The sequence below is a fragment of the Rhodococcus sp. WB9 genome (assembly GCF_007558985.1).
Classification (GTDB): Bacteria; Actinomycetota; Actinomycetes; order Mycobacteriales; family Mycobacteriaceae; genus Rhodococcus_F; species Rhodococcus_F opacus.
Genome location: NZ_CP041769.1, coordinates 3,126,436 through 3,151,719 on the forward strand (window position 1 = coordinate 3,126,436; position 25,284 = coordinate 3,151,719).

The following is a 25,284-nucleotide window of genomic DNA, read 5'->3' on the forward strand; positions in this document are numbered from 1 at the left end:
GGACCGCGATTTCCAGTCCTCTGTGGGAAAGTGGCCTTTATGAGTGTGGAACCAGTCCGAACCGTCTCGGCAGCCGAGTTGGCGGTGCTGCTCGGTGCGGCGCCCACCGGCGGGCAACCGCTGTACCGCGGGCTCGCCGACGCCCTCCGCGAGAAGGTCGCCGACGGATCGATGGCCGTGGGAGTCCGGCTGCCCGCCGAACGGGCCCTTGCGGAGGAACTCCGGCTCAGCCGGGTGACCGTCAGTGCCGCGTATCGGGAACTGCGCGAGGCCGGTTGGGCGTCGGCGCGACACGGATCGGGCACATTCGTGGCGATGCCGTCGGGTCCGCCGGCGTGGGGGAGCATGGTGGGTGCGCCGGTGGACGGTGTCGTCGACCTCGTCAACGCCGCGCCGGCCGCCGCCCCCGAACTCAGGGAGGCCTATCTGGACGCCGTCGACGAGCTGCCCCATTTCATGCCCCAGCACGGATACCACCCCGGCGGGCTGGCGACGCTCCGCGCGGCGATAGCAGGCCATTACACGAGCCGGGGTCGCCCGACCACCGGGGACCAGATCCTCGTCACCGGCGGCGCGGGCGATGCCACCGAAGTGGTGTTCGAGGCTCTGGTCGAGGCGGGCGACCGGGTCCTGGTCGAACATCCGACCTATCCCGGCGCGGTCGAGTCCGTGCAGGCCGCCGGCGGCAGGCCTGTTCCGGTGCCGATCGATGCGACCGACCCGGACGCGTTCGTCGCCGAGGCGGACCGGGCTGCGCGCCAGAGCGCCCCGACGGTGGCGTACCTGATGCCGGACTTCTCCAATCCGTCGGGAGCCAGGGCGACTCCCGACGGCAGGCGGCGGCTGGCCGCGACCCTGGCCCGCCACGGCATGGTGACCGTCGTCGACGAGGTGGCGGCGGAACTCGTGCTGGACGGCTCGGACGACCTCGAGCCGTTCGGCGTCCCGGTCCCGGAATCGGCGACCGTGGCGATCGGCAGCCTCAGCAAGACCGTGTGGGGAGGTATCCGCGTCGGCTGGGTGCGCGCCGAGGCCGCCCGCACCGCGCAGATGGCCAAGATCATGGCGCGCAGGCAATTGTCGGTCTCGGTGCTGGATCAGCTTGCTGCCGTGCGCTTGTTCGCCTGGCACGACCGTCTGGTCGCGCAGCGCCGCGGCGACCTCCTGGTGCAGCGGGACGCGCTCGCGGCGGCCGTCGACGAGCAGTTGCCCGGGTGGGACTACGTGCTGCCCGCCGGGGGACTGTCCCTGTGGTGCACGCTCCCCGGCGGAACGAGTTCGACGGAACTCGGCGCTGCAGCACGGTCGAGGGGCTTGCTGCTGGCTCCCGGGCCCCGATTCGGCACCGGCCATCTTTTCGACGACCACCAGCGGTTACCCTTCACGCGGCCGGTGTCCGAGCTGACTGCGGCCGTGAATATCCTTGCCACCCTGGTCGTGTCCGGCGACGCCTCGATGTCCGCGACGCCGACGCTCGTCGTCTGACGTGCGGGTGTTCGACGGCGAAAGTACCTGTGAATCGAAGTATCGGTCAGAGACCACTTCGGTACCGGGAAAGCGGCTGATCTTTATCGACGCTCTGGCATAGTGATGCCGTCGACCCGCTCGCTGAATTGTGGGGTATGTCATGGGTTCGTTGTTCCGCAGCTCCTTCGGCACCGCTGTACTCGGCTCGGTCCTCGCGCTGACTGCCGCCCTCGTGGGCGCAGGTACCTCCGCGGCACAACCACCATTGCCGGTGCCCCCCTTGCTGTCCCCACCCGCCGCCGACGCCATCTTCCCCGTCGCCGACCCGGACCCCTTCTACATCCAGCCCGCGGACGTCGCCGACCATGCTCCGGGCGAAGTCCTGAAGATCCGCCAGCTGCCGCCGTCGTACTACTTCCCCGGTAGCGCGATGTGGGAGCTGCTGTTCCGGACCACCGACTCCGAGGGCAAGCCGATCGCGGCGAACACCACGTACGTGCTGCCCCCGAACCACGTCCCGGACGGCCCGCTGGTGTCGTACCAGCACATCATCAATTCGCTCGGCAACAAGTGCAAGATCGTCACCGAGCTCTACACCACCGACCCCCTGCACCAGATCCGCGAGGCCGCCGGACTCAACATCGCACTCGCGCGCGGGTGGGCAGTGGCGCTGCCCGACCATCTGGGACCGAGGATGGCGTACGGCGCGGCGAAGCTCGGTGGCCAGATCACCCTCGACGGCATCCGCGCCGTCCAGCGGGTCCCCGAACTGCAGGTGCAGAACAGCAAGGTCGGACTGGGCGGATATTCCGGGGGCGGCATGGCCACGGCCTGGGCGGCGGCGCTGGCACCGAGCTACGCCCCCGAACTGAACATCGTCGGCGCCGCCGAGGGCGGAACCCCGATGAACCTGGTGAAGATGGCGGAGGCCCTGGGCACCAACCCGCACCCCGCGTTCGGTCTCGCGATGGCCGCCGCGCTGGGGCTGGAGCGCGAATACCCGGACCGCATCGACGTCAGCGGCCAGCTCAACGATCAGGGCCGCTGGATGAAGCAGATGATCGGCAACGGATGCACCAACGAGATCATGCTGTTCGGAATCGGGCGCAGCGCATCACAGATGACCGACAACAAGAATTTCATGGACGATCCGGAAGCGTGGAAGGTGATGGAGGAGAACAGCCTGGAGCTGTATCCGGGCGTGCCCACCACGCCGATCTTCGAATGGCACAGCCCGACGGACGCACTGATCCCGGTCGATTCGATCGACACCACCCTGCGGCGGTACTGCGACGCGGGCACTCCGGTGCAGACGCTGCTCACTCCGACCCCCGACCACCTGTCGGCGGCGGCGCTGGGGCTGCCCCAGGGGCTGGACTGGATGGACGCGCGGTTCCGCGGTGATCCCGCGCCGAGCACGTGCTGAGGCGGGCGGGGCGTCAGCCGGACTGATCGAACCGGTGCCGGGCCGCCGCGAGATCCACGCGGCCGTCCCGGATGGGAACACCCTCGAGTTCGAGCTTCGCGATCTGCCGGTGCGCGAGATGCGGCGCCGGTCGTCCCGACGCGCCCAGCACCCGGTGCCAGGGCAGGTCGGCGGAGTCGGTGCGCATGATCCAGCCGACCGTCCGCGCACTGGACAGCCCTGCCGCCGAGGCGATGTCGCCGTACGTGGCCACCCGTCCGGGCGGAATCGACGCGACCAGTGCGCGGACCGCCTCGACCTGTTCCTCCGTCGTCGCGACCATCACGCGACCATCAGAGGAGCGTGCGGACGAGCGCGGCGACCTCGTCGGGCCGGGCCTGCGGCACCATGTGATCGCAGTCGAGGTCGACGGCGGTCAGGTTGTCGCCCAGATGGTCGGTGAGAGCCTTGCGGAATTCGGGTGTGACATACGGCGGCTGCACCTTCGACGCCTGCACGAGGACGGTCGGCAGGTGCGCGGGCGGCAGGACGGCCTCGCGTGCGAGTTCGCCCCACGCCGTGACGACGGCGGGGGTGGACAGCCGCCAGTTGACCCGGCCGTTCGCCAGCGGCACCAGGTGTTCGGCGATCTCGTTCTCGAGGACGTCGCGGGCCACTTCACCCCACGAGCCGTGCACTTTCTCGGATCGAGCCTCCGCGACGTCGGTGTAGTCGGGGGACGAGATGGTGAGATCCGCCACCGACTGCATCACCTCGGGATCGAGCCCGATCGCGGGATCGAGCAACACGAGTCCCCGGACGCGGTCGGGGACGGCGCGCGACAGGTGCAGTGCCAGGGCGCACCCGAACGAGTGGGCCACCACCAGGACGGGTCCCCGCGCATACGCGTCGAGTGTGTCGACGAGGCTCGCGACGTGGGATTCGAGGTTCCACGGCGGCGCCCACGTGGAACGGCCGTGCCCGAGCAGGTCCGGGGAGATCCAGCGGGCGTCCGGCAGCTGGTCGGTGGCCAGCGCCTCCCACCGTCTGCCGTGACCGGTGAGTCCGTGCAGGGCGAGGATCTCCGTGCCGTCCTCGGCGCCGAACAGGTACGTATTCAGTGCTGACACGTGACCCATGATGCCGGATCGGGTCGCCGCACGAGATGTCGGACCGTTCTGGTGGAATGCCACCCATGACGGAATCGGCGGTGCGCACCAGGACGTCGGTTCCCCGTGCCCGGCTCGTGCACCGTCAGAACCCGGTCCGCGAGGCCCGGGTGTGGGACGACGCCACGCAACGGGTCCTCACCGCGCCGCCCCTGGGAATGGGCTGGAATCCCTGGCAGGTGCTCGGCGGCCCGGGAACGGGCAAGACGTCGCTTCTCGTGGACGTCGCGGTCGACCGGATCGCCGGTGGCGAAGACCCGGAGTCGGTGCTGGTGCTGACGCAGTCGAAGCGAGCGGCCGGCCGGGTGCGCGAAGAGGTCACCGCCGCGCTCATCGGCCACGACGAACACCACGGCCCCCGTGCCACGCGCGAACCGCTCGTACGCACCGTCCACTCCTACGCCTTCGCGGTGCTGAGGCTGCAGGCCGCCGCCCACGGAAACCCGCCCCCGCGCCTCATCACCGGCGCCGAGCAGGACGCCGTGCTGCGCGAGATGCTGCACGGCGACATCGCGGACGGCGGCGAGATGTGGCCCGAACGTCTGCGTCCCGCACTGGCACTGGGCGGCTTCGCCGTCGAACTGCGCGACCTCATGCTGCGCTCGAGCGAGCGCGGCCTCGGCCCCGAAGACCTGATCAAACTGGGTCGGCGGCACACCCGTCCCGAGTGGGTGGCGGCGGGAATGTTCGCCGCCCGGTACGAGCACGGCATGCTGCTACGCGGAGCCGTCGGTGTCGAGGCCCCCGAGGCCACCGCGCCTGCGCTGGACGCCGCCGAACTGATCGGTGCGGCCCTCACCGCGTTCGCCACCGACCCGGACCTGCTGCGCACGGAGCGGGCCCGGGTGCGGCACCTGCTCGTCGACGACGCTCAGCACCTCGATCCGCAGGCCGCGGAACTCGTCCGGCTCGTCGGCACCGGTACCCGCACCACGGTCGTCGCCGGCGACCCGGACCAGTCGATCTACGGCTTCCGCGGGGCCGACCCGACGTTCCTCGCCGAACTGGCCGACAAGGGTGATGCCCGGCAGGTGTTGCTGCCGGTCAACTTTCGCAGTTCGGCGGAGGTCGCGACCGCGGCAGCCCGGATCACGTCCCGGCTGCCGGGGCATCTGCCGCATCGGATCTGGAGCCCGGCGCAGGACGGCGGCCGGACGTCGGTCCGGGTCCTGAGCACGGCGGCGAAAGAGGCTGCGCTCATCGCCGACACCCTGCGTCGCGCCCACCTCCTCGACGAGGTGCAGTGGTCGGAGATGGCGGTGATCGTGCGCTCGGTGCCGCGCGCCCTGGCGCCGCTGCGTCGTGCCCTGCTGGGTGCGGGTGTGCCCGTCACCACCGCGGCGTCCGAGTTGCCGCTGGCCCGTCAGCACGGGGTGTCGGGACTGATGCTGGTGCTGCGGGCACTGTCGGGGCAGGAATTCACGGGCGAGGACGCGCTCGCCCTGCTCGCCGGCCCCGTCGGCGGCGCGGAACCCGTGGCGCTTCGGCGTCTTCGCCGGGGACTGCGGCGCGCCGAGCTGGCGTCCGGCGGCGACCGCGACTCCGCCGAGCTCCTCCGTCTCGTGCTGGTGGGCGAGACCGACAGCACCCGCAGGGTCACGGCCAAGCTGACCGACGTCGAGGCAGCATCCCTGAACCGGGTGCTGTCCGTGCTGCGCAAGGCGAAGGTGCCCCTGGACCGTGGGCGCGGCATCGAGGACGTGCTGTGGGCGGCATGGCAGGCCACCGGACTCGAACGCCGCTGGTCGGCGGCTTCCGCCCGCGGAGGTCCGATCGGGGCACAGGCCGACCGCGACCTCGACGCCGTGGTCGCCCTGTTCGACGCCGCGGCGAGTTACGTCGACCGCCTCCCGCGTGCACAGCTCGCCGGGTTCGTCGACTACCTCACCGGGCAAGCCATTCCCACCACGCGGAACGTCTCCGCCGTCCCGGTCGACGCCGTCTCGGTGCTCAGCGCCCACTCGGCTGCCGGCCGCGAATGGGACGTCGTCGCGGTCGCCGGTGTGCAGGAAGGGCTGTGGCCGAGCCTGCGGGCCCGCGGCAGCCTGCTGGGCACCGAGGCGCTGATCGACCTGACCGCCGGAGTGTCCGACGGCAGCGAGACGGCCGCCGACCGGATGTCGCGCACCGCACCGCTCCTCGCCGAGGAACGCAGGCTGTTCCTGGTGGCGTGCAGCCGGGCGAGGCGGAGCCTGCTCGTCACCGCGGTCGACTCGGCCAGCGGCGACGCCGATCTCGTTCACTCCCGTTTCGTCGACGAGTTGCTCGCCGGAGACCAGGATTCGGACGTCGAGGAGGCGGTCGTGCAGGCGGAGGATCCGGCGACCCGGGTCCTGGCCCTGCCTGCCCTCGTCGCCGAATTGCGCAGCGTGGTCTGCGATCCGGACGTCGCGGAATCCGATCCCGCCCGGCAGGACCGCGCGGCGCGGCAACTCGCCCGGCTCGCCGACGCCGGAGTGCGCGGCGCACACCCGGACCAGTGGTACGGCACCGCCGAACCGAGCACCGGCGTGGCGTTGTGGAACGAGGAGGACGGACCGGTGTCGTTGTCGCCGTCCACCATCGACCTGCTCAACACGTGCCCGTTGCGGTGGCTGCTCGAACGCCACGGCGGGACGGACGGCGACAACACCCACGCCATCGCCGGAACGCTCGTGCACACGCTGGTGCAGGCGCTCGCCGGCCGCATCCCGCCCGATCAGGTGGAACGCGCACTCGAGAACGCCTGGGATTCGATCGATCTGGGATCTCAGTGGTACTCGCGGCGTGAACTCGACCGCACCCGGGACATGCTTGCCACGTTCACCGCCTGGCTCGGGAACACCCGATCCGAACTCACCGAGGTCGGTGTCGAGGTGGCGGTCGACGGTGTCCTGGAACCGCAGGAAGAGGGTTCCCCGACGATCCGGTTGCGGGGGCGGATCGACCGGCTCGAACGCGATGCCGAGGGCAGGCCCGTCATCGTCGACGTGAAGACCGCCCGCTCACCGGTCACCAAGGACGACGCCCAGCAGCACGCCCAGCTGGCGGCGTACCAGGTGGCGGCGGCGACCGGCGCGATCGACGGGGAGCCGGCGTCGAAACCCGGTGGGGCGCGGCTGGTCTTCGTCGCCAAACCGCACAAGAAGGAAGGCGCCACCCAGCGGGTGCAGGCACCGCTGTCGGACGAGGACCTCGAGACGTGGCTCGCGGTGATCCACGCGGCAGCGGCGGCCACAAAGGGACCGGAGTTCCTCGCCCGCGTCAACGACGGTTGCCGGCACTGCCCGGTGCGCACGAGTTGCCCCGCGCACGACGAGGGACGGCAGGTGACGTCGGAATGACCGTCCGTATCGACCCGGTGGAACTCGCCATCGGCCTGGGGCAGCATCCACCCACCCCGGAGCAGGCCGCCGTCATCGCGGCCCCCCTCGGCCCGACCCTCGTCGTCGCGGGGGCGGGCGCGGGCAAGACCGAGACGATGGCGGCCCGCGTCGTGTGGCTGGTGGCCAACGGTGTCGTCGACCCCGAGGCGGTGCTGGGGCTGACGTTCACCCGGAAGGCGGCGCAGCAGCTGACTGCCCGGATCAGGAAACGCCTTGCCCGGCTGGCGGGTTCGGACCTGCTCCGCAGGGTCGACCCGAACGGCGACCTGCGGTCGCGGATCCTCGCGGGCGAACCGGAAGTCAGCACCTACCACTCCTACGCCGGGCGACTGCTGTCCGAGCACGGGCTCCTGCTGCCCATCGAACCCTCGGCGACGCTCCTGTCGGAGACGGAACTGTGGCAGCTGGCGCACCGGGTGGTCAGCTCGTGGGACGGCGACCTCGACACCGACCGGAATCCGGCGTCGGTCACCGAAGCCGTACTCGCGTTGTCCGGGCAGCTGGCCGAGCACCTCGTCGAACCGGACGATCTGCGGGAGGCGCACACCGAGCTCGACAAGCTCGTCCACACCCTGCCCGCCGGACCGCGACAGCGTGGCGGCCCCGGCAAGGAACTGCTCGACATCCTCGACACCCAGCACCGGCGGGTGGATCTCCTTCCCCTGGTGCAGCGTCTCGCGGACACGCTGCGCCGCGAAGGTGCGCTCGACTTCGGCAGCCAGATGTCGCTCGCGGCACGCGTCGCCGCGGACCACCCCGAAGTCGGACTCGCCGAGCGCACCCGCTTCCGGGTGGTGCTGCTCGACGAGTACCAGGACACGGGACACTCGCAGCGGGTGCTGCTGTCGTCCCTGTTCGGCGGCGGTCTCGACGGTGACCTCGCGCTCACCGCGGTGGGCGACCCCATGCAGTCGATCTACGGGTGGCGGGGTGCCTCGGCGGCGAACCTGCCCCGCTTCGCAACGGACTTCCCGCTGACGAACGGAGATCCGGCGCCGACCCTGGAACTGCTCACGAGCTGGCGCAACCCGCCGGAGGCACTGGCGCTGGCCAACATGGCGTCGGCGTCCCTGCGTGAGCGGGGCGTGTCGGTCAGCACTCTGCGGGCGCGACCGCAGGCCGTCCCGGGTGATGTGCGGTTGGCCCTCACCGGTGACGTAGTGCAGGAACGCGAATGGGTGGCCGACCGCATCGCCGAACAGTACGCGGACGCCACGAGCCGGGGCGAGGACCCGCCGACCGCCGCGGTGCTGATCCGTCGCAACGCCGACGCCGCACCGATCGCGGAGGTGCTGCGGTCCCGGGGTCTGCCGGTCGAAGTGGTCGGTCTCGGTGGACTGCTCCACACCCCCGAGGTGGCCGACGTGATCGCGATGCTCCGGGTGGTCGCCGACCCGATGGCGGGCAGTGCCGCCGTGCGAATGCTGACCGGGGCGAGATGGCAGATCGGGGCCGCCGACCTGACGGCGCTGTCGCGGCGAGCCTCCGAACTGGCCATCGGAACCGGCTACGGCACCACCGGCGCCGTCACCGATTCGTCCGCCCTGGCCGACGCCGTCGGCGAGGCGCTGCCCGGTGAGCACGCGGAGCAGGCCGGGCTGGCGGATGCACTGGCGGATCCCGGTCCAGCCGAACGCTATTCGCAGGTCGGTTACGCACGGATCACCGCCGTCGCGGCGGAGTTGGCGTCTCTGCGTGAGCGGATCGGGCAGCCACTCACCGAGCTGGTGGCCGAGGTCGAACGGGTGTTGGGTATCGGCATCGAAGCACAGGCCCGGACGCGTCGGTCGGCGCGGGGGAGTGCGGGCCGCGAACATCTCGACGCCTTCGCCGACGTCGTCGCCGGGTACGCGAGCCGCACGTCGGCCACCGTCACCGGACTGCTCGCCTTTCTGTCGGCCGCGGAATCGGTCGAAAAGGGTTTGGCTCCGGGCGAAGTCGAGGTGGACCCGCACCGCGTCCAGGTGCTGACGGTGCACTCGGCCAAGGGGCTGGAGTGGGAAGTGGTGGCGGTACCGCACCTGACGGCCGGCGTCTTTCCCTCGCGGACGGCGTCCGGGTCCTGGCTCGGTGCCGTCGGTGAACTGCCGCCCTCGCTGCGCGGAGACCGTGCGCGGCCGGGGGAGTCGGCCGACGGCGTGCCCGTTCTCGAGCTCGAGAACCTGTACGACCGGAAAGACCTCGAGGAGGCCGTGAAGGCGCACAAGGCGGCGCTGGCGGCCCGCAAACTCGACGAGGACCGCCGGCTGTTCTACGTCGCACTCACCCGCACCGAACGGGTGCTGTTCGCGTCGGGTCACCACTGGGCAGAATCCGGAACGGAGCCCAAGGGTCCGTCGGAGTTCCTCACCGAACTGCGCGACACGGTGACCGACGAGGAGCACGAGGGAATCGGGATCGTCGACATCTGGGCGCCCGCACCCGAACCCGACGAGCAGAACCCGCTGACCAGTACCCCCAAGTCGGCTGCGTGGCCGCGGGATCCGCTCGGGCTCCGCCGGGAGTCGGTCGAGCGCGGCGCGGCGTTGGTCGTGGCGGCGCTCAAGAGTGCAGGCGAGACGGCACCGGCAGGCGGGGACGACGATCCCGAGAACTGGGCAGCCGACGTCGACGCCCTTCTCGCCGAGCGGGAGGCGCGGGCGAACGCCCGCACCGAGGTGGTGTTACCCGGTCAGTTGTCGGTGAGCCAGCTCGTCGAACTCGAAGCCGACCCGGACGCCCTGGCCGCCCGGCTGAGGCGTCCGCTGCCGTACCCGCCGAATCCGCTCGCGCGGCGCGGTACCGCGTTCCACGCCTGGGTGGAGCGCCGCTTCGGGGCCACCCGGCTGCTCGACCTCGACGAGCTGCCCGGTGCCGCCGACACCGGTGCGGGCCCCGACACCGACCTCGCGACCCTGCAGGACGCGTTCCTGCGCTCGCCCTGGGCCGACCGCAACCCGACCGAGGTCGAGGTGCCGTTCGAGACGTCGGTGGCGGGGACGGTGCTGCGCGGCCGGATCGACGCGGTGTTCACCGATCCCGACGGCGGGTGGACGGTGATCGACTGGAAGACCGGCGCCGAGCCGAGCGCGGCCAACGAGAAGGCCGTCGTGATGCAGCTGGCCGCGTACCGGCTGGCGTGGGCCGAACTGATGGACGTTCCGATCGAGCGGGTGCGCGCCGCCTTCCACTACGTGCGGACCGGGCGGACAATTGCGCCGGATCACCTGCCCGACGCCGACGCGCTCGCCCGTCTGCTCCGTTCCGCCGGTTCTCCCGACGAGGAGATCAGGCCCGACGCCGAGCCTTCAACGACTCGGTGACCAACGGGATCTGCAACGGAAGACGCAGCAGCACTCCGGCTTTCTGCACGTTCGTCGTCTTGGAGCTCTTCAGCCAGTCCACTGCCATGTTGACGTTGGCGGGGAAGACGGCGACGAACAGGAGAGCAGCGAGGCCGCCACCGAGCCGGCGGGTTCGCGGCACGGCGAGCGCCGTGCCGATGGCGAACTCGGCGATCCCCGACACGTACGTGTAGGTGCGGGCATCGCCCGGAAGCTGGGTGGGGACCGTGGAGTCGAAGAACTTGGGGGCGACGAAGTGCATCGTGCCCGCGCCGAGCAGAAGCGCGGCAAGGCGGAGTGCGGGCTTCTGGCTCGGTCGTGGTGTGTGGCTCTCTCGTTGCATGACGTCAGCTTGCCCGAACAACTCGGTTCGCGACAACGAGGCTCCGACGTGTCACCGACGGGGCAATCGGGGTTAGGCTGCCAGCCGATGTCGGAGTTCAGTGCAACGTGGAGACGAACATATGGCCGGTAGGCTGCGTGAGAGATTGAGCAGGTCGGACACCCTGACCGACCGGCCCGACTTCGCGTTGGTGGGTGTACTCCGGATTCCGGAGCTGCAGACCAGTCCGGCGCGGGCGATCTACCGTCGCGTGGGTATCGCCCTGGCGGCGTTGGCGTTGGCGGTTCTCATCGTGTACATCGACCGGGCGGGCTACCGCGACGCGCAGGACAACGAATTGTCGCTGCTCGACTGCATCTACTACGCGACGGTGTCGTTGTCGACGACGGGCTACGGCGACATCACGCCGTTCACACCGTCCGCGAGGCTCGTCAACGTTCTCCTGATCACGCCTCTTCGAATCTTCTTCCTCATCGTCCTGGTCGGTACGACTCTCTCCGCGCTCACGCAGAGCTCCCGGCAGGCGTTCAAAATTCAGCGTTGGAGGCAGCACGTGCGCAATCACACCGTGGTGATCGGCTACGGAACCAAGGGACGCACCGCGATCGACGCGATGCTCGGCGACGACGTTCCGCCGTCGGAGATCGTGGTGGTCGACACCGACCACGCGGTGCTCGACTCGGCGGCCAGCAAGGGCCTCGTCACGGTCCACGGGTCCGCCACCAAATCGGACGTGCTGCGGTTGGCGGGCGCGCAGAACGCGTCGGCGATCATCGTCGCGGCCAACCGTGACGACACCGCGGTGCTGGTGACGCTGACGGCCCGCGAGATCGCACCGAAGGCGAAGATCGTCGCGGCGATCCGCGAATCCGAGAACACGCACCTGCTCCGGCAGTCCGGCGCCGATTCGGTCGTCGTGTCCTCCGAGACCGCCGGCCGGCTCCTCGGCATCGCCACGAAGACGCCGAGCGTCGTCGAGATGATGGAGGACCTCCTGACTCCGGAGGCCGGTTTCGCGATCGCGGAACGCCCCGTGGAGCGGGACGAGATCGGCGGCTCCCCGCGTCACCTCGCGGACATCGTGCTCGGTGTGGTGCGGGAAGGGCGGTTGATCCGGGTCGGCTCGCCGGAGGTCGATTCGATCGAGGAGAACGACCGACTGCTGTACATCCGTCGGGTCGCCAACTGATCGGCAGTAGTGTCGACGGCGTGACTGCATTCCGGCTGAACGACACCCCGCTCCTGTCCCGCTCCGCCGTGGGGCGGGCCGAGGAATTGCGTTCGGACACGGACGCGCTGCGAGCGGGCTGGCGGGATGCGCTGCTACTGCGCGTCAATCACCGCGGACAGGTGCGGGTGGGCGACGACGGGCTGGTGTTCGCGGACGCCACCGAACTCGGCCCCGAACCGCAACGGGGCGCGATCTTCCTCGGCATCCGCAAGGATCGGCACGTGTGGGCGGTACGGGTGCAGGCGCTGACCGGCGAGCTGGCCGATCTCCGGATGCTGGGCGGGACGCTGGACGACGCGGACGCCGGGGTACTCACCGGGGCGCTCGCGATGCTCAACTGGCACGACAGCGCAGGCTTCAGTGCGCTCGACGGCGCGCCGTCGGAGCCGACGATGTCGGGATGGTCGCGGATCTCGACGAGCACCGGGCACGAGGAATTTCCCCGCACCGATCCGGCGGTCATCTGCCTCGTGCACGACGGCGGAGATCGCGTCCTGCTGGCCCGGCAGCCCACGTGGCCGGCGCGGCGGTTCTCGATCCTGGCCGGATTCGTCGAGGCCGGTGAATCGCTCGAAACGTGCGTCGTCCGGGAGATCAAGGAAGAAGTGGGTGTCGACGTCCGTGACGTGCGCTACCTCGGCAGCCAGCCGTGGCCGTTTCCCCGTTCGGTGATGATCGGGTTCGCGGCCGTCGGCGATCCCGACGCCCCGCTGACGTTCGCGGACGGCGAGATCGCCGAGGCCCGGTGGTTCACTCGGGACGAGGTGCGCACGGCACTCGAACTCGGCGACTGGGCGTCGGACACCGACGCCCCGCTGCTGCTCCCCGGCTCGATTTCCATCGCTCGCGGGATCATCGAGTCCTGGGCGGGAGCAGCGACGGAGTCCTAGACGCCGAGGAGTTTCTTGACCTGCGACAACGACGGGTTGGTCGCGGTGCTGCCGTCGGCGAACTTGACGGTGGGGACGACGTGGTTGCCGCCGTTGACGCTGCCGACGAACTCCGCCGATGCCGGATCGTCCTCGATGTCGATCTCCACGTAGCCGATGCCGGATTCGTCCAGCTGCGTCTTCAGGCGCCGGCAGTAGCCGCACCAGGTGGTGGAGTAGATGGTCAGGGCGGGGGTGTCGGTAGCAGTCACGGCGGATATAACACCACGACTCCGTCGTGTGTTCCCACTGCGGTGTTCGTCCGCTTCGCGCCGTGTCGGTCGCCCCTGTCATGATGGACGCCATGTCAGCAGCCGGCGCAGCAGAGGTGACGAGTACCGGTCTCGATCCCGAACAGTCCGCAGCGGTACTCGCTCCCCGGGGTCCGGTGTGTGTGCTGGCGGGGGCCGGAACAGGGAAGACCCGGACCATCACCCGGCGTATCGCGCACCTCGTGGCCAGTGGGCACGTCGCCGCGGGGCAGGTGCTGGCGGTGACGTTCACGGCTCGCGCGGCAGGCGAGATGCGCGGCCGGCTGCGCAGCCTGGGGATCGGCGACGGGGGAGCGCAGGTTCAGGCGCGCACGTTCCACGCCGCCGCGCTGCGGCAGCTGAGGTACTTCTGGCCGCAGGTGATCGGCGACACCGAGTGGCGGCTGCTGGACCGCAAGTTCGCGGTCGTGTCGTCCGCCGCCGGACGGGTCGGACTGTCCACCAGCACGGAGAGCGTCCGCGACCTGGCGAGCGAGATCGAATGGGCCAAGGCGTCGCTGATCGCGCCGGAGGACTACCCGCGCGCGGTGGCGAAGTTACGCCGGGAGGCGCCGGTCGACGCCGCGAAGGTCGCCGAGGTGTATCACGGCTACGAGCAGCTCAAGGCCCGCGGCCAGGACGGGATGCTCCTCGATTTCGACGATCTCCTGCTCCACACGGCGGCGGCACTCGAGGAGCATTCGGCTGTCGCCGAGGAGTTCCGCGACCGGTACCGGTGCTTCGTCGTGGACGAGTACCAGGACGTCACTCCGCTGCAGCAGCGGGTCCTCGACGCCTGGCTCGGGGAGCGGGACGATCTCACCGTCGTCGGTGACGCCAACCAGACCATCTACTCGTTCACCGGCGCCACACCCAACTACCTGCTCGACTTCTCGCGCCGGTTCCCGGAGGCCACCGTCGTCCGCCTCGAGCGCGACTACCGTTCCACTCCCGAGGTCGTGTCGATGGCGAACCGCGTGATCGGAGCGGCCCGCGGCAGGATCGCGGGCACCCGCCTGCAGCTGATCGGGCAACGCGACTCCGGGCCGGAGCCGAGTTTCGTCGAGTTCGACGACGAGCCGGCCGAGGCCGCCGGGGTGGCGCGCACGATCAAGCGGCTCATCGCGTCCGGCACTCCGGCCGCGGAGATCGCGGTCCTGTACCGGATCAACGCCCAGTCCGAGGTACATGAGCAGGCGCTGACGAAACTCGACATCCCGTATCAGGTCCGGGGCGGTGAGGGATTCTTCACGCGCACCGAGGTGCGCCAGGCCGTCGCGGCGCTGCGCCAGGCCGCAGGTCGCGACGACCTGCCGGATGCGGTCGGCGCCGACCTGGTCACGCTCGTCCGCGCCGTCCTCGCTCCGCTGGGGCTGACCGACGCGGAACCGGCGGGTGCGCAGGCTCGCGAACGGTGGTCGTCGCTGTCGGCGCTGGTCGCGCTCACCGAGGAACAGCTGACCCAGGATCCGGAGTTGACCCTCGACGCGCTGTTACGCGAACTGAGTCTGCGGGCCGAGGCGCGGCATCCACCCGTCGTGCAGGGTGTGACACTCGCGTCCCTGCACGCCGCCAAGGGGCTCGAGTGGGACGCCGTGTTCCTCGTCGGGCTCACCGACGGAACTCTGCCCATCCAGCACGTGCTCGGCGACTCCAACTCGGCACCGGACGAGGCGGCCGTCGAGGAGGAGCGCCGGTTGCTGTACGTCGGCGTGACCCGCGCCCGGGAGCACCTGCAGATGTCGTGGGCACTGTCCCGGAACGAGGGGGGCCGCAAGTCGCGGCGCCGTTCGCGGTTCCTGCACGGACTCATCCCTGAAGATTCACCTGCCTCGCGGATCGCGGCGCCCGTCAAGAGCAACAAGAAGCGTCCACGGTGCCGGCTGTGCGGAAAACAGCTGATCGGGACGACCGCGACCATGCTCGGTCGTTGCGAGGGCTGCCCGTCCAATGTCGACGTTGAGCTGCTCGAATCGCTGCGGTCGTGGCGGCTCGAGAAGTCGCGGGAGCTGAAGGTCCCGGCGTACGTGGTGTTCAGCGACAACACGTTGACGGCTCTCGCCGAGCAGCGGCCGCAGGACGATCGCGGGCTCGTCGCGATCCCCGGGATCGGTGCGAAGAAGCTCGAGCAGTTCGGCGAGGACGTCCTCGGTGTGATCAAGGGAAGCGGTAGTCCCTGAACGACTCTCACGCAGCAGGGGGTAGCGCGCATCACTGCAGGTCAAAAATAGGTTGTGCGGTTCTGGAGAATTGCCTACTGTGGTTTCAGTGCGCGGGGAGACCCGTGTGGTTCACATCGGATCGAGAAGAAATGGAGGTGGCAGTGAAATGACGAAGTTCCAAGCACATGAGACGGCAGTCGCTGCTGCCTCCGCGCTGTTCGGCATGAACGCGGCGGAAACGGCACCGGCGATTGTCTGGTCGGCAGCCCGTCGTCGTCCCGCAGCAGCAGTCGAGTCCGTGTATCGGAGTTGTCGAGGAATTCCTCGGTAGATCAACTCCCACCGTCTTTTCAAGGCCACGGACCCGCATCGCGGACCGTGGCCTTTGTAGTTCGAGCTCTTTTCCCGCTCGCAGCCTCGGCTCTGGTTCGCACCCACTTCATCGAACCGAAGAGATTGACCGTCGCAATGAGAGCAGAGGAGAAGGACGTGTCTACCGTGACATGCCGAGGGGTATCCGAAACCTCAACCGCCACAAGCGGATTTGTTCAGATAGTGTCCGCACGTGGTGACCTGCCCTGCCGGGTCGATGATCCCGACCTGTGGTTTGCGGACTCTCCCACCGAGCTGGAACAGGCGAAGGCGCTGTGCGCGTCCTGCCCGATCCGCTCCCGCTGCCTCGACGCGGCCCTCGATCGGGGTGAGCCGTGGGGCGTGTGGGGTGGGGAGATCTTCGACCAGGGCGTCGTGATCGCCCGCAAGCGTCCCCGGGGACGTCCGCGCAAGACGCAGACTCTGGTCTGTGCATAGAAACCGGTACGGGGCGGGAGAATTCGGGCGTTCGCCCGGCCACATGAGTGGGCCGGGCGAACGCCCGTTCTGTGTTTTCGGGCTCAGACGGTGTCTTCGTCCTCGGGGGCGGGGTCGGCGAACCCGGGGAGCCACCGCGTGAGGATCTCCATGTACGGCGCGTATGCGTCCAGCTGAGCGCAGATTCCCACCGAGCCGACGAGAACCCGGAAGATCATCAGATACTCCGCGGGCAGATTCAGTGCCCGGGCCGTCCGGAACTGCGCACTGTTGAAGTCGGTCGCGGAACCCGCGGCCTTCTGCAGCCAGGCGCGGGTGAAATGGAACGATTCGGTGCGGATCGGGTCGGTGACGGGACGCAGGTAGTCCGCGATCTCTTTGTCGGTGACCGTTCGGCCGGGCAGGACGAATCCGTTGGCGTGCAGCAACTCCGTCAGTTCGTCGAACTGCTCGTGGAGCGCCAGCCGGACCATGGACCCGAGCACCGGGGGGAGCCCGTGCGGAAACGGTGCGGCGGCACCGAAATCGATGACACCGAGGCGGCCGTCGCTGTGCAGCATGAAGTTACCCGGGTGCGGGTCGCAGTGAAGCAGGCCGACGCGGGTGGGGGAGGCGAAATGGAACTCCGCGAGCAGTGCACCCGCGGTGTTGCGTTCCTCGGGGGTGCCGTCGGCGATGATGGCCGACAGCGGCTTCGCCGACATCCATTCGGTGACCACGACCTTGGGGGCACTGGCGACCACGTGCGGAATCGCGAACTGCGGATCCCCGTCGTACACCTTGGCGAAGCGGCGCTGATTGTTCGCCTCGATCCGGTAGTCGAGTTCTTCCTCGGTGCGGGCCGTGAACTCGTCGATGACCGGGCGTACGTCGACGCCGGGCATGACCGAGGCGAACAGTCCCGCGAATCGGCCGAGCGTCTTCAGGTCGGCGCGCAGCGCTTCGTCGGCGCCGGGGTACTGAACCTTGACGGCCACGTCGCGACCGTCGGCCCAGACCGCGCGGTGTACCTGGCCGATGCTGGCCGATGCGGTCGGGGTGTCGTCGAACGACTGGAACCGGTCACGCCACTTGGTGCCCAGCTGCTGGTCGAGCATTCTGTGGACGGCCCGCGCGGGCAGGGGAGGTGCCTGCGCCTGCAGCTTGTTCAGCGATTCACGGTAGGGCTCCGCGAACTCCTCGGGGATCGCCGCCTCCATGACGCTGAGCGCCTGCCCGAGTTTCATGGCGCCGCCCTTGAGTTCGCCGAGGACCGCGAACAATTGCTCGGCTGCCTTGGCGCTCAGCTGGGCGTCGATCTCGTCCTTGTCGCCGCCGGTCAGCTTCCGGCCGAAGCCCATCGCAGCACGCCCCGCGATCCCCAACGGGATGCTCGCGAGTTTGGCGGTGCGGGCGGAACTCCTGCGGGGGATGTCGGACACCCCACCATCATGCATCATGACCGAAGGCGGTTCGATTCGCCCGCAGCGGGTGCCAGATACGTGCAGCTGCAGCTCGCCTGCCGCGGCCAGCGCCGGGTCACCAGCCGGTGCGCCCCGAGATCGATCTCGAGCGTCGCGTCGAGGCTGCTGGGCGGCGCGCCTCGCGGCGCGGCCAAGACGGCCTCGAGCTGGCCGAGGGCGACTGCCGCCGTGGCCATGATCACGGCGGGGCTCGCGTGCCCGACCGTCCCGAGGAGCTGAGCGGACAGGTGCGGCCAGTCCTCGTCGTACGCGGCGCGGAGGAGATCGGCGCACCGCAGGCAACTGGTGTTGCCCGGGAGCACGAGAGGGCCGACGACACCGCGGCCGTCACGCAGCCGGACCTGCAGGTGCGGTATCCCGTTCTGGACCAGATCCGCGACGAGCCGAGGTTCCGCCACCAGATCGTCCGCGAGCACGACGCACAGGGCGTTCCACCGCCGGACGTCGCTGTCGGCGGAATAGCGGAAGGAGCGGGCGACCCGGATGCCGCCGTCCGTGAGCCCGGCCGACACCGCATCCGACAGCGGGCCGCGCCCGTGCACGCGGATCGTGATCGTGTCCGCGACGGGGGATGTCCCGGCGACATCGATCAGACCTGCCCGGTCGAGGTCGCCGAGAAGCTTCGACACGTCCGTGGGCGCAATGCCGTACCCGACGGCAGTCCACAGGATGTGCGGCCGCGAGTTCTTGCCGTCGAGCAGTCGGACGACGGCGAGGAGTTGCTCGGTCCGGACCCCGGGAGGTGGGGCGAGTACGAGAGCGCGCTCGGGATCCCAGCCGAACTGCAGGCGCCCGTCGGGGCGGACGAGTACGGCGATCCTGGGATCGAGAGTGACACCGACGTGTCGCGTGGGCTGGATGGTCACACGCTGAGGATCGCAGGGCACGACCCGGCATCGGCGCCGAAAACGCGGGTTGTCCACAGGCCGAAACGTGCTTCGACCTGTGGATTTCCCGCTATCGAAAAGTTGGTGGGGTCAGAAGGTCAGGACTCGGGGTCGTCGTCCTTGCCGGACTTGCCGCGCTCGGCCTCCTCGGCCCGCTCGCGGGCCTCGGTTGCCTCCAGTTGTGCCATCGGATTATCGAAATCGCCGCCGTCGCCGCCTCCGAGCACACGTTCGACGAACGCATCCGGGCTGTCGAGATCGGACGAGTCGGGCAGCAGGTCGGGGTGGGCCCACACGCCGTCACGGGCGTCGATGGTCGACTCGGACGTGAGGCGAGTCCACAGCTGCGCGGCCTCCCGGACCTTGCGGGGACGCAGTTCGAGTCCGACGAGCGTCGCGAACGTCTGTTCGGCGGGTCCGCCGGTCGCACGCCTGCGGCGCAGCGTCTCGCTGAGGGCGGCGACGCCGGGGAGTCGGTCGTTCAGTGCCGACGCGACGACGACCTCGACCCAGCCCTCGATGAGGGCGAGCAGTGTCTCGAGTCGTTCGAGGGCCTGCTTCTGCTCGGGCGTGGTCTGGGGTTCGAATGCGCCCTGCTGCAGGATGTTCTCGAGCTGCGACGGATCGGTCAGCGCGGACGGGTCGAGTCCCTTCGCCATGTCCTCGATGGCCGAGAAATCCATCGTGATGCCGCGGGCGTATTCCTCGACGGTGGCGAGGAGACGCTGACGCAGCCACGGGACGTGGCTGTACAGGCGCTGGTAGGCGGCCTCCCGCGCGGCGAGGAACACGAGGATCTCGCGGTCGGGCTGTTCGAGCCCCTTGCTGAACCGCTCCACCGCGGCGGGAAGCAGTGCGCCTGTGCCTGCCGGACCGAGGGGGAGACCGATGTCGGTGGAGGTGAGCACCTCCTTCGACAACTGGCCCAGGGCCTGGCCGAGCTGGGAGCCGAACGCGAGGCCACCCATCTGGCTCATCATGCCGATCATCGGGCCGGCCATCTGCTGCGCTTCCTCGGGCAGCCCCTGCACCCACATGCCGGACACCTTCTCCGCGACCGGGTCGCACAGCCGTTTCCAGGTGTCGAGGGTGTTGTCGAGCCAGTCGTTGGGCGTCCACGCGACGGTCTTCGTCGCGCCCGCCGGCAGCGTCGTCGCGGCGTCGAGCCACAGTTCCGCGAGCCGTGAGGCATCGGCGATCGCCTCGGAGTTGCCCTGGGTGATGGGCGCGACCGACCCCATCTGCTGGCGCGCGAGTTTCTTCGCGATCTCGTAGTTGACCGGGCCGCTCTGCTCACCGGACCCCATCGACGTGCCCATCCCGCTCAGCATCTGGCCGAACTGGGTCAGCATCTGGCCGAGGGAGGCCGGGTCGAAGCCCCCGGCGGGGAAACCACCCGCCCCGAAACCGAAGTCGCCGGAACCGCCCGCGTTCTTGTCGCGGTCGGGCCCGTTCTGATCCCCCGTGTTCTTGTCACGATCGGGATCGTCGTCGGGTTTGGAGAAGCCGAAGGGCGGATTGCTCATGCCTCAACGGTACAAGGCGCATGGTTCGGTGGCTGTCCACCTCGTCACGCTGACGGCGAACACGCGGACGGCCGACAGTCGTGTCCGCGGGTTCGCGCTCTACGCTGGTCCAGGTGAATCGACGGATCGTGACGCTTCTGGCTGCGCTGGCCCCGATCGTGGTACTCGGAATTCTCGGCACGGTGATCACGGTGCCGTACGTGGCCCTCGGGCCGGGACCCACGTTCAACACACTCGGCGAAGTAGGTGGTGAGGAAGTCGTCGCCATCGAGGGAACGGAGGTCGACGACACCACCGGCCACCTCAACATGACGACGGTCGCGGTGCGCGACGACCTCAACGTGTTCGAAGCGTTCGGATTGTGGGCCAGTGGGCGCCAGGGCATCGTCCCCCGCGAGGAGGTCTACCCGCCGGATAAGTCGAAGGACGAGGTCAAGCAGGAGAACGACGCCGACTTCCAGCAGTCGGAGGACAGCGCGGAACTCGCGGCACTCCACTTCCTGGGCAAGCCTGTGGACCTGCGGATCGCCAAAGTCGGTGAGGACGGCCCCTCCCAGGGACTGCTGCGCGAGGGCGACGTGTTGGTGAGTGTCGACGGAAAGCCGGTGTCGACGGTCGGTGGCGTGCAGGCGGCCGTGGCCGATGTGCCCCCGAACACGGAGGTGCCGATCGTGATCCGCCGCGACGGCGCCGAAACGACGGTGCGGGTGGTGCTCGGCGCACGCCCGGACGACGAGTCCAAGGGCTACCTGGGGATCACTCCCGAGGAGATCCCGGACGTACCGTTCACGATCGACTTCAACCTCGCCGACGTGGGCGGCCCCTCGGCAGGGCTCATGTTCACCCTCGCCGTGATCGACAAACTCAGCCCGGGCGAACTCAACGGCGGCAAGTTCGTCGCCGGCACCGGCACGATCGACTCCGACGGCGACGTCGGGCCCATCGGCGGCATCAAGTACAAGTTGATCGCCGCGGAGGAGGCGGGCGCCGAGACGTTCCTCGTGCCGGCGAAGAACTGCGACGAGGCACGCCAGGGTGCGCCCGACGGGCTGCGGCTGGTGAAGGTCGAGAACCTCGACGGTGCCGTCGATGCGCTCGAGGCCATCGATACCGGAGCCGACGCGCCGCACTGCTGAGCGGTCAGTCCTCCTCGGTCGCGTCGAGGGTGGCGTACAACGCGCTGATGAGATTCGGTGCCAGGTCCTCGTAGGTGAGTAGTTCGATCCCGGCGTACGGGTCGGCGTCCTCGTCGGGGCGCAACTGCATCAGGCACAACGACGGTCCGTCTCGCAGCACGGCGGCGATCAACCGGGCGGACCGGCGGTCGGGATGCGACTCGGCCGCGGCCCGCGCGGCGTCGTCGGCGGCGTCGCGATCGGACAGCAGGGGGACGAGCGCGTCGTCGAGATCGGACTCCGCCTCGGGTGGCAGAACGACGATCTCCTGAACGAGTGCGCACCCCACCACGGACTCCGGCCAGCTGGTGGTGGCGAGGAACTCGTCGAGTGCGCGCGACCCGCCGTCGATGTCGTCGGGGAACGGATCCTGTTCCACCGGGGTCAATTCCGCGCCGTCGGCGAGTTGGTCGAGCAGGCTCGGCTCGGCGGCCGCGAGCAGTTCGGTCGGGACGAGTGCGAACATCTGGGGCGGCTGATCCCACCCTCCGGCATCGACGAATTCGACCACCTCGCGCACACAGCGGGCGAGGGCGTCCGTCTCTCGGTTCACATTCTCTTCACTCACGAGACCCATCTTCGCACCCCCGGAACAGGACCGACGGCCGCATCTCTCGGTTGTTACGTAGAGTGGGACGAAACGGTCACGCCCTTGCTGTTCGGGTGTGGACGAACGAACGGTGCAGTTGATCGCGGCGCGACAGCGTCGCCGAGTTCTTGGAGTGTGGCACGTGGGCATGCGGCCCCCCGCAGGTTTACCGTCGTTGTCCAAACGCAGCCGAGTGCTGCTGGTGCTGGCGCTTGTCGTCGCGGCCCTGTTGCTGGTGGGCCCTCGGCTGATCAGTACCTACACGGACTGGTTGTGGTTCGGTGAGGTCGGATTCCGTGGTGTGTTCACCACGGTCCTCGTCACGCGTCTGCTCCTCTTCCTCGTGGTCGGGGTCGTGGTCGGCGGAATCGTCTGGCTGGCACTGCTGCTCGCCTACCGTTCGCGGCCGGTGTTCGTCCCGGTGTCGGGTCCCAACGATCCGGTGGCGCGGTACCGCACCACGGTGATGACTCGGCTGCGACTGTTCGGCCTGGCCATTCCGATCGCGGTGGGACTGCTCGCCGGGCTGATCGCCCAGTCCAGCTGGGTGACGGTGCAGTTGTTCGTCAACGGCGGCGCGTTCGGCGTCGCCGATCCCGAATTCGGCCTCGACGTCGGCTTCTACACGTTCGATCTGCCGTTCTACCGTTTCGTCCTCAACTGGCTGTTCGTCGCGGTTCTGCTGGCGTTCTTCGCGAGCCTGGTGACGCACTACATCTTCGGCGGGCTGAAGCTGGCGGGCCGGGGCGGGGCACTGACCAATGCGGCGCGAGTCCAGTTGGCGGTGCTCGCGGGAACGTTCATTCTTCTCAAGGCCGTCGCGTACTGGTTCGACCGTTACTCGCTGCTGTCGAGCAGCCGCAAGGAACCCACGTTCACCGGTGGTAGCTACACCGACATGAATGCGGTGCTGCAGGCGAAGTTGATCCTGCTGGCCATCGCGGTCATCTGCGCGGGCGCGTTCTTCGCGGCGATCTTCCTCCGCGATCTGCGGATTCCCGCAATGGCGACAGCGCTTCTCGTGCTCTCCTCGATCCTGGTCGGCGCGGTGTGGCCGCTCGTGGTCGAGCAGTTCTCGGTGCGTCCCAACGCCGCCGACAAGGAGAGCGCGTACATCGAGCGGAACATCGCCGCCACGCGGCAGGCGTACGGCATCACCGACGACAAGGTCGAGTACCAGGACTATCAGGGGTACGGAACGAAGCCGCCGCGGGACGTGCCCGCCGACGTCACGACCATCGAGAACACGCGACTGCTCGATCCGAACATCCTGTCGCGGACGTTCACCCAGCAGCAGCAGTTGAAGAACTTCTACGGGTTCCCGCCGACGCTCGACATCGACCGGTACGACATCGACGGGCAGTTGCGTGACTACATCGTCGCGGCCCGCGAGTTGTCCTCCAAGAGCCTGACGGGTAACCAGACGGACTGGATCAACAAGCACACTGTCTACACGCACGGCAACGGACTGGTCGCGGCCCCCGCGAACCGGGTGAACGCCGCTGCCGGCGAGTCCGCCGAGGAAGCCGCGAACAGCAACAGCGGTTACCCCGTCTACATGGTCAGTGACATCGCCTCGCAGGAGGCGGGTAACCAGGTTATCCCGGTCGAGCAGCCGCGCATCTATTACGGCGAGGTCATCGCCGACACGGACGCCGATTACGCGATCGTCGGCGGATCCCAAGGTTCGGATCCGCGGGAGTACGACACTGACACCTCGCGCTACACGTACACCGGTTCGGGTGGTGTGCCGATCGGCAACTGGTTCAACCGGCTGGCGTTCGCGGCCAAGTACACCGAGCGCAACATTTTGTTCTCCGGTGCCATCGGTTCGGATTCCAAGATCATCTACAACCGGGACCCGCGGGACCGTGTCACGCACGTTGCCCCGTGGCTGACCGCGGACGGCGACTCGTACCCGGCCGTCGTCGACGGCAAGGTCGTGTGGATCGTGGACGCCTACACCACCCTGCAGGACTACCCGTACGCCCAGCGCAGTTCGCTCGACGGACTCGTCGAGGACAGCATCGACCAGAACACCGGCCGCCTGCTGCCCCGTAAGGAGGTGTCCTACATCCGCAACTCGGTGAAGGCCACCGTCGACGCGTACGACGGCACCGTGAAGCTCTATCAGGTGGACCAGAACGATCCGGTGCTCGATGCGTGGATGGGTGTCTTCCCGGGTGCGGTTCAGCCGGCGGATTCGATTCCCGAGGAACTGCGTGCGCACTTCCGCTATCCCGAGGACCTGTTCAAGGTGCAGCGCGAGATGCTCGCCAAGTACCACGTGGACGATCCGAAGGAATTCTTCACCAACAACGCGTTCTGGTCGGTGCCGAGCGATCCCACGATCGACACGAGCGCGAACCAGCCGCCGTACTACGTGCTGGTCGGTGATCCCGAGACCGGGAAACCGTCGTTCAATCTGACCAGTGCGATGGTGGGTTACAGTCGCGAGTTCCTGTCCGCGTATCTGTCGGTGAAGTCGGATCCGGAGAATTACGGCAAGTTCACGGTGCTCCAGTTGCCGACGGACACGCAGACCCAGGGCCCGCAGCAGACGCAGAACTCGATGATCTCGGATCCCCGGGTGGCGTCGGAGCGAACCCTGCTCGAGAGATCGAACAAGATTCAGTACGGCAACCTGCTGACCTTGCCGATCGCGGACGGCGGCATCCTCTATGTCGAACCGATGTATACGGAGCGAAGTTCGACGGGCCCGAACACGTCGACGTTCCCGCAGCTGTCCCGAGTGCTGGTGAGCTACCGCGAGCCACCGCCGAGTAACAGTGTGCGTGTCGGGTACGCCCCGACATTGGCGCAGGCGCTCGACCAGGTGTTCGGTGCCGGCACGGGCTCGGTGGCGACGGCACCCAGTGCGGAAGAAGGGACGCCCCCGGAGTCCGGCACCACGCCGCCGGTCGATCAGGGTGCGGCACCGGCGCCGACTGCCCCGGCGACACCGCCTCCCGGCACGGATGTCTCGGCGGCGGTGGCGGAGTTGGACGCGTCCCTCGACGCGTTGACGTCGGCGCAGCGCAGCGGTGACTTCGCGGCCTACGGCGCAGCGCTTGCTCGCGTCCAGAAGGCGGTCGCCGCCTACGAGGCGATCCCGAAGTAGAGGCGCTTCAGCCGCAGACAGAACGAGGCCCTGTCATCCGGAACCGGATGAGAGGGCCTCGTCGTACG

18 protein-coding genes are annotated in these 25,284 nt (G+C 69.0%); 10 read left to right on the plus strand and 8 right to left on the minus strand.

Features of this window, described 5'->3' with window-relative positions; translation table 11 throughout:
* Positions 1–39 precede the first annotated feature (39 nt).
* Positions 40–1,485, plus strand: coding sequence for a PLP-dependent aminotransferase family protein (locus FND50_RS14405; protein ID WP_144286177.1), 1,446 nt, complete (start codon positions 40–42; stop codon positions 1,483–1,485).
* 142 nt (positions 1,486–1,627) lie between these two features.
* Positions 1,628–2,893: a lipase family protein gene (locus FND50_RS14410; protein WP_144286178.1), complete on the plus strand. Its 1,266-nt coding sequence runs from the start codon at positions 1,628–1,630 to the stop codon at positions 2,891–2,893.
* A 13-nt stretch (positions 2,894–2,906) separates the two neighbouring features.
* Here the strand turns inward: FND50_RS14410 and FND50_RS14415 are convergent, their stop codons facing one another.
* Both FND50_RS14415 and FND50_RS14420 read right to left on the minus strand, forming a co-directional pair.
* A complete protein-coding gene (locus FND50_RS14415; RefSeq protein WP_005564818.1) occupies positions 2,907–3,215 on the minus strand; it encodes an MGMT family protein in 309 nt (102 codons plus the stop codon).
* Between the two features lie 10 nt (positions 3,216–3,225).
* Positions 3,226–4,011, minus strand: coding sequence for an alpha/beta fold hydrolase (locus FND50_RS14420; RefSeq protein WP_144286179.1), 786 nt, complete (start codon positions 4,009–4,011; stop codon positions 3,226–3,228).
* Positions 4,012–4,067: 56 nt separating this feature from the next.
* Between FND50_RS14420 and FND50_RS14425 the strand changes: the two genes are divergently transcribed.
* Positions 4,068–7,364, plus strand: coding sequence for an ATP-dependent DNA helicase (locus FND50_RS14425; RefSeq protein WP_144286180.1), 3,297 nt, complete (start codon positions 4,068–4,070; stop codon positions 7,362–7,364).
* Positions 7,361–10,708 carry an ATP-dependent helicase gene (locus tag FND50_RS14430; RefSeq protein ID WP_144286181.1) on the plus strand — a complete coding sequence of 1,116 codons (3,348 nt, stop codon included), beginning with the start codon at positions 7,361–7,363 and terminating at the stop codon, positions 10,706–10,708. Before FND50_RS14425 ends, FND50_RS14430 begins: the two co-directional genes overlap by 4 nt.
* Here FND50_RS14430 and FND50_RS14435 read toward each other — a convergent pair.
* Positions 10,674–11,072, minus strand: a complete 399-nt coding sequence (locus FND50_RS14435) for a MauE/DoxX family redox-associated membrane protein (protein ID WP_144286182.1) — start codon at positions 11,070–11,072, stop codon at positions 10,674–10,676. The two genes, FND50_RS14430 and FND50_RS14435, sit on opposite strands and share 35 nt — an antisense overlap.
* 121 nt (positions 11,073–11,193) lie before the next feature.
* Between FND50_RS14435 and FND50_RS14440 the strand changes: the two genes are divergently transcribed.
* On the plus strand, positions 11,194–12,261 hold the full coding sequence (locus FND50_RS14440) for a TrkA family potassium uptake protein (RefSeq protein WP_005259666.1): 1,068 nt from the start codon (positions 11,194–11,196) through the stop codon (positions 12,259–12,261).
* Positions 12,262–12,281: 20 nt separating this feature from the next.
* Positions 12,282–13,193: an NAD(+) diphosphatase gene (gene nudC / locus FND50_RS14445; RefSeq protein WP_144286183.1), complete on the plus strand. Its 912-nt coding sequence runs from the start codon at positions 12,282–12,284 to the stop codon at positions 13,191–13,193.
* Here nudC and FND50_RS14450 read toward each other — a convergent pair.
* Positions 13,190–13,444 (minus strand): mycoredoxin, encoded by a 255-nt coding sequence (locus tag FND50_RS14450; RefSeq protein WP_037245224.1) that lies wholly within the window; start codon positions 13,442–13,444, stop codon positions 13,190–13,192. The genes nudC and FND50_RS14450 overlap by 4 nt on opposite strands.
* Positions 13,445–13,524: 80 nt before the next feature.
* Between FND50_RS14450 and FND50_RS14455 the strand changes: the two genes are divergently transcribed.
* Together FND50_RS14455 and FND50_RS14465 are read left to right on the plus strand one after the other, a co-directional pair.
* On the plus strand, positions 13,525–15,663 hold the full coding sequence (locus FND50_RS14455; RefSeq protein ID WP_005564831.1) for an ATP-dependent DNA helicase UvrD2: 2,139 nt from the start codon (positions 13,525–13,527) through the stop codon (positions 15,661–15,663).
* Between the two features lie 450 nt (positions 15,664–16,113).
* Positions 16,114–16,455: a WhiB family transcriptional regulator gene (locus tag FND50_RS14465; RefSeq protein ID WP_016883149.1), complete on the plus strand. Its 342-nt coding sequence runs from the start codon at positions 16,114–16,116 to the stop codon at positions 16,453–16,455.
* An 83-nt stretch (positions 16,456–16,538) separates the two neighbouring features.
* Here FND50_RS14465 and FND50_RS14470 read toward each other — a convergent pair whose 3' ends face one another.
* The 3 genes from FND50_RS14470 to FND50_RS14480 form a co-directional block, all read right to left on the minus strand.
* On the minus strand, positions 16,539–17,894 hold the full coding sequence (locus FND50_RS14470; protein WP_005564833.1) for an AarF/ABC1/UbiB kinase family protein: 1,356 nt from the start codon (positions 17,892–17,894) through the stop codon (positions 16,539–16,541).
* Positions 17,891–18,784, minus strand: a complete 894-nt coding sequence (locus FND50_RS14475) for a hypothetical protein (protein WP_144286184.1) — start codon at positions 18,782–18,784, stop codon at positions 17,891–17,893. The genes FND50_RS14470 and FND50_RS14475 overlap by 4 nt, the downstream gene beginning before the upstream one ends.
* A gap of 119 nt (positions 18,785–18,903) precedes the next feature.
* Positions 18,904–20,331, minus strand: coding sequence for a zinc-dependent metalloprotease (locus FND50_RS14480; RefSeq protein ID WP_144286185.1), 1,428 nt, complete (start codon positions 20,329–20,331; stop codon positions 18,904–18,906).
* A 113-nt stretch (positions 20,332–20,444) separates the two neighbouring features.
* Here FND50_RS14480 and FND50_RS14485 point away from each other — a divergent pair, with 113 nt between their 5' ends.
* Positions 20,445–21,467 (plus strand): PDZ domain-containing protein, encoded by a 1,023-nt coding sequence (locus FND50_RS14485; RefSeq protein WP_186301284.1) that lies wholly within the window; start codon positions 20,445–20,447, stop codon positions 21,465–21,467.
* Between the two features lie 4 nt (positions 21,468–21,471).
* Here the strand turns inward: FND50_RS14485 and FND50_RS14490 are convergent, their stop codons facing one another.
* On the minus strand, positions 21,472–22,083 hold the full coding sequence (locus FND50_RS14490) for a PPA1309 family protein (protein WP_005240184.1): 612 nt from the start codon (positions 22,081–22,083) through the stop codon (positions 21,472–21,474).
* 154 nt (positions 22,084–22,237) lie between these two features.
* Here FND50_RS14490 and FND50_RS14495 point away from each other — a divergent pair, with 154 nt between their 5' ends.
* A complete protein-coding gene (locus FND50_RS14495) occupies positions 22,238–25,216 on the plus strand; it encodes a UPF0182 family protein (protein WP_144286187.1) in 2,979 nt (992 codons plus the stop codon).
* Positions 25,217–25,284: the final 68 nt, after the last annotated feature.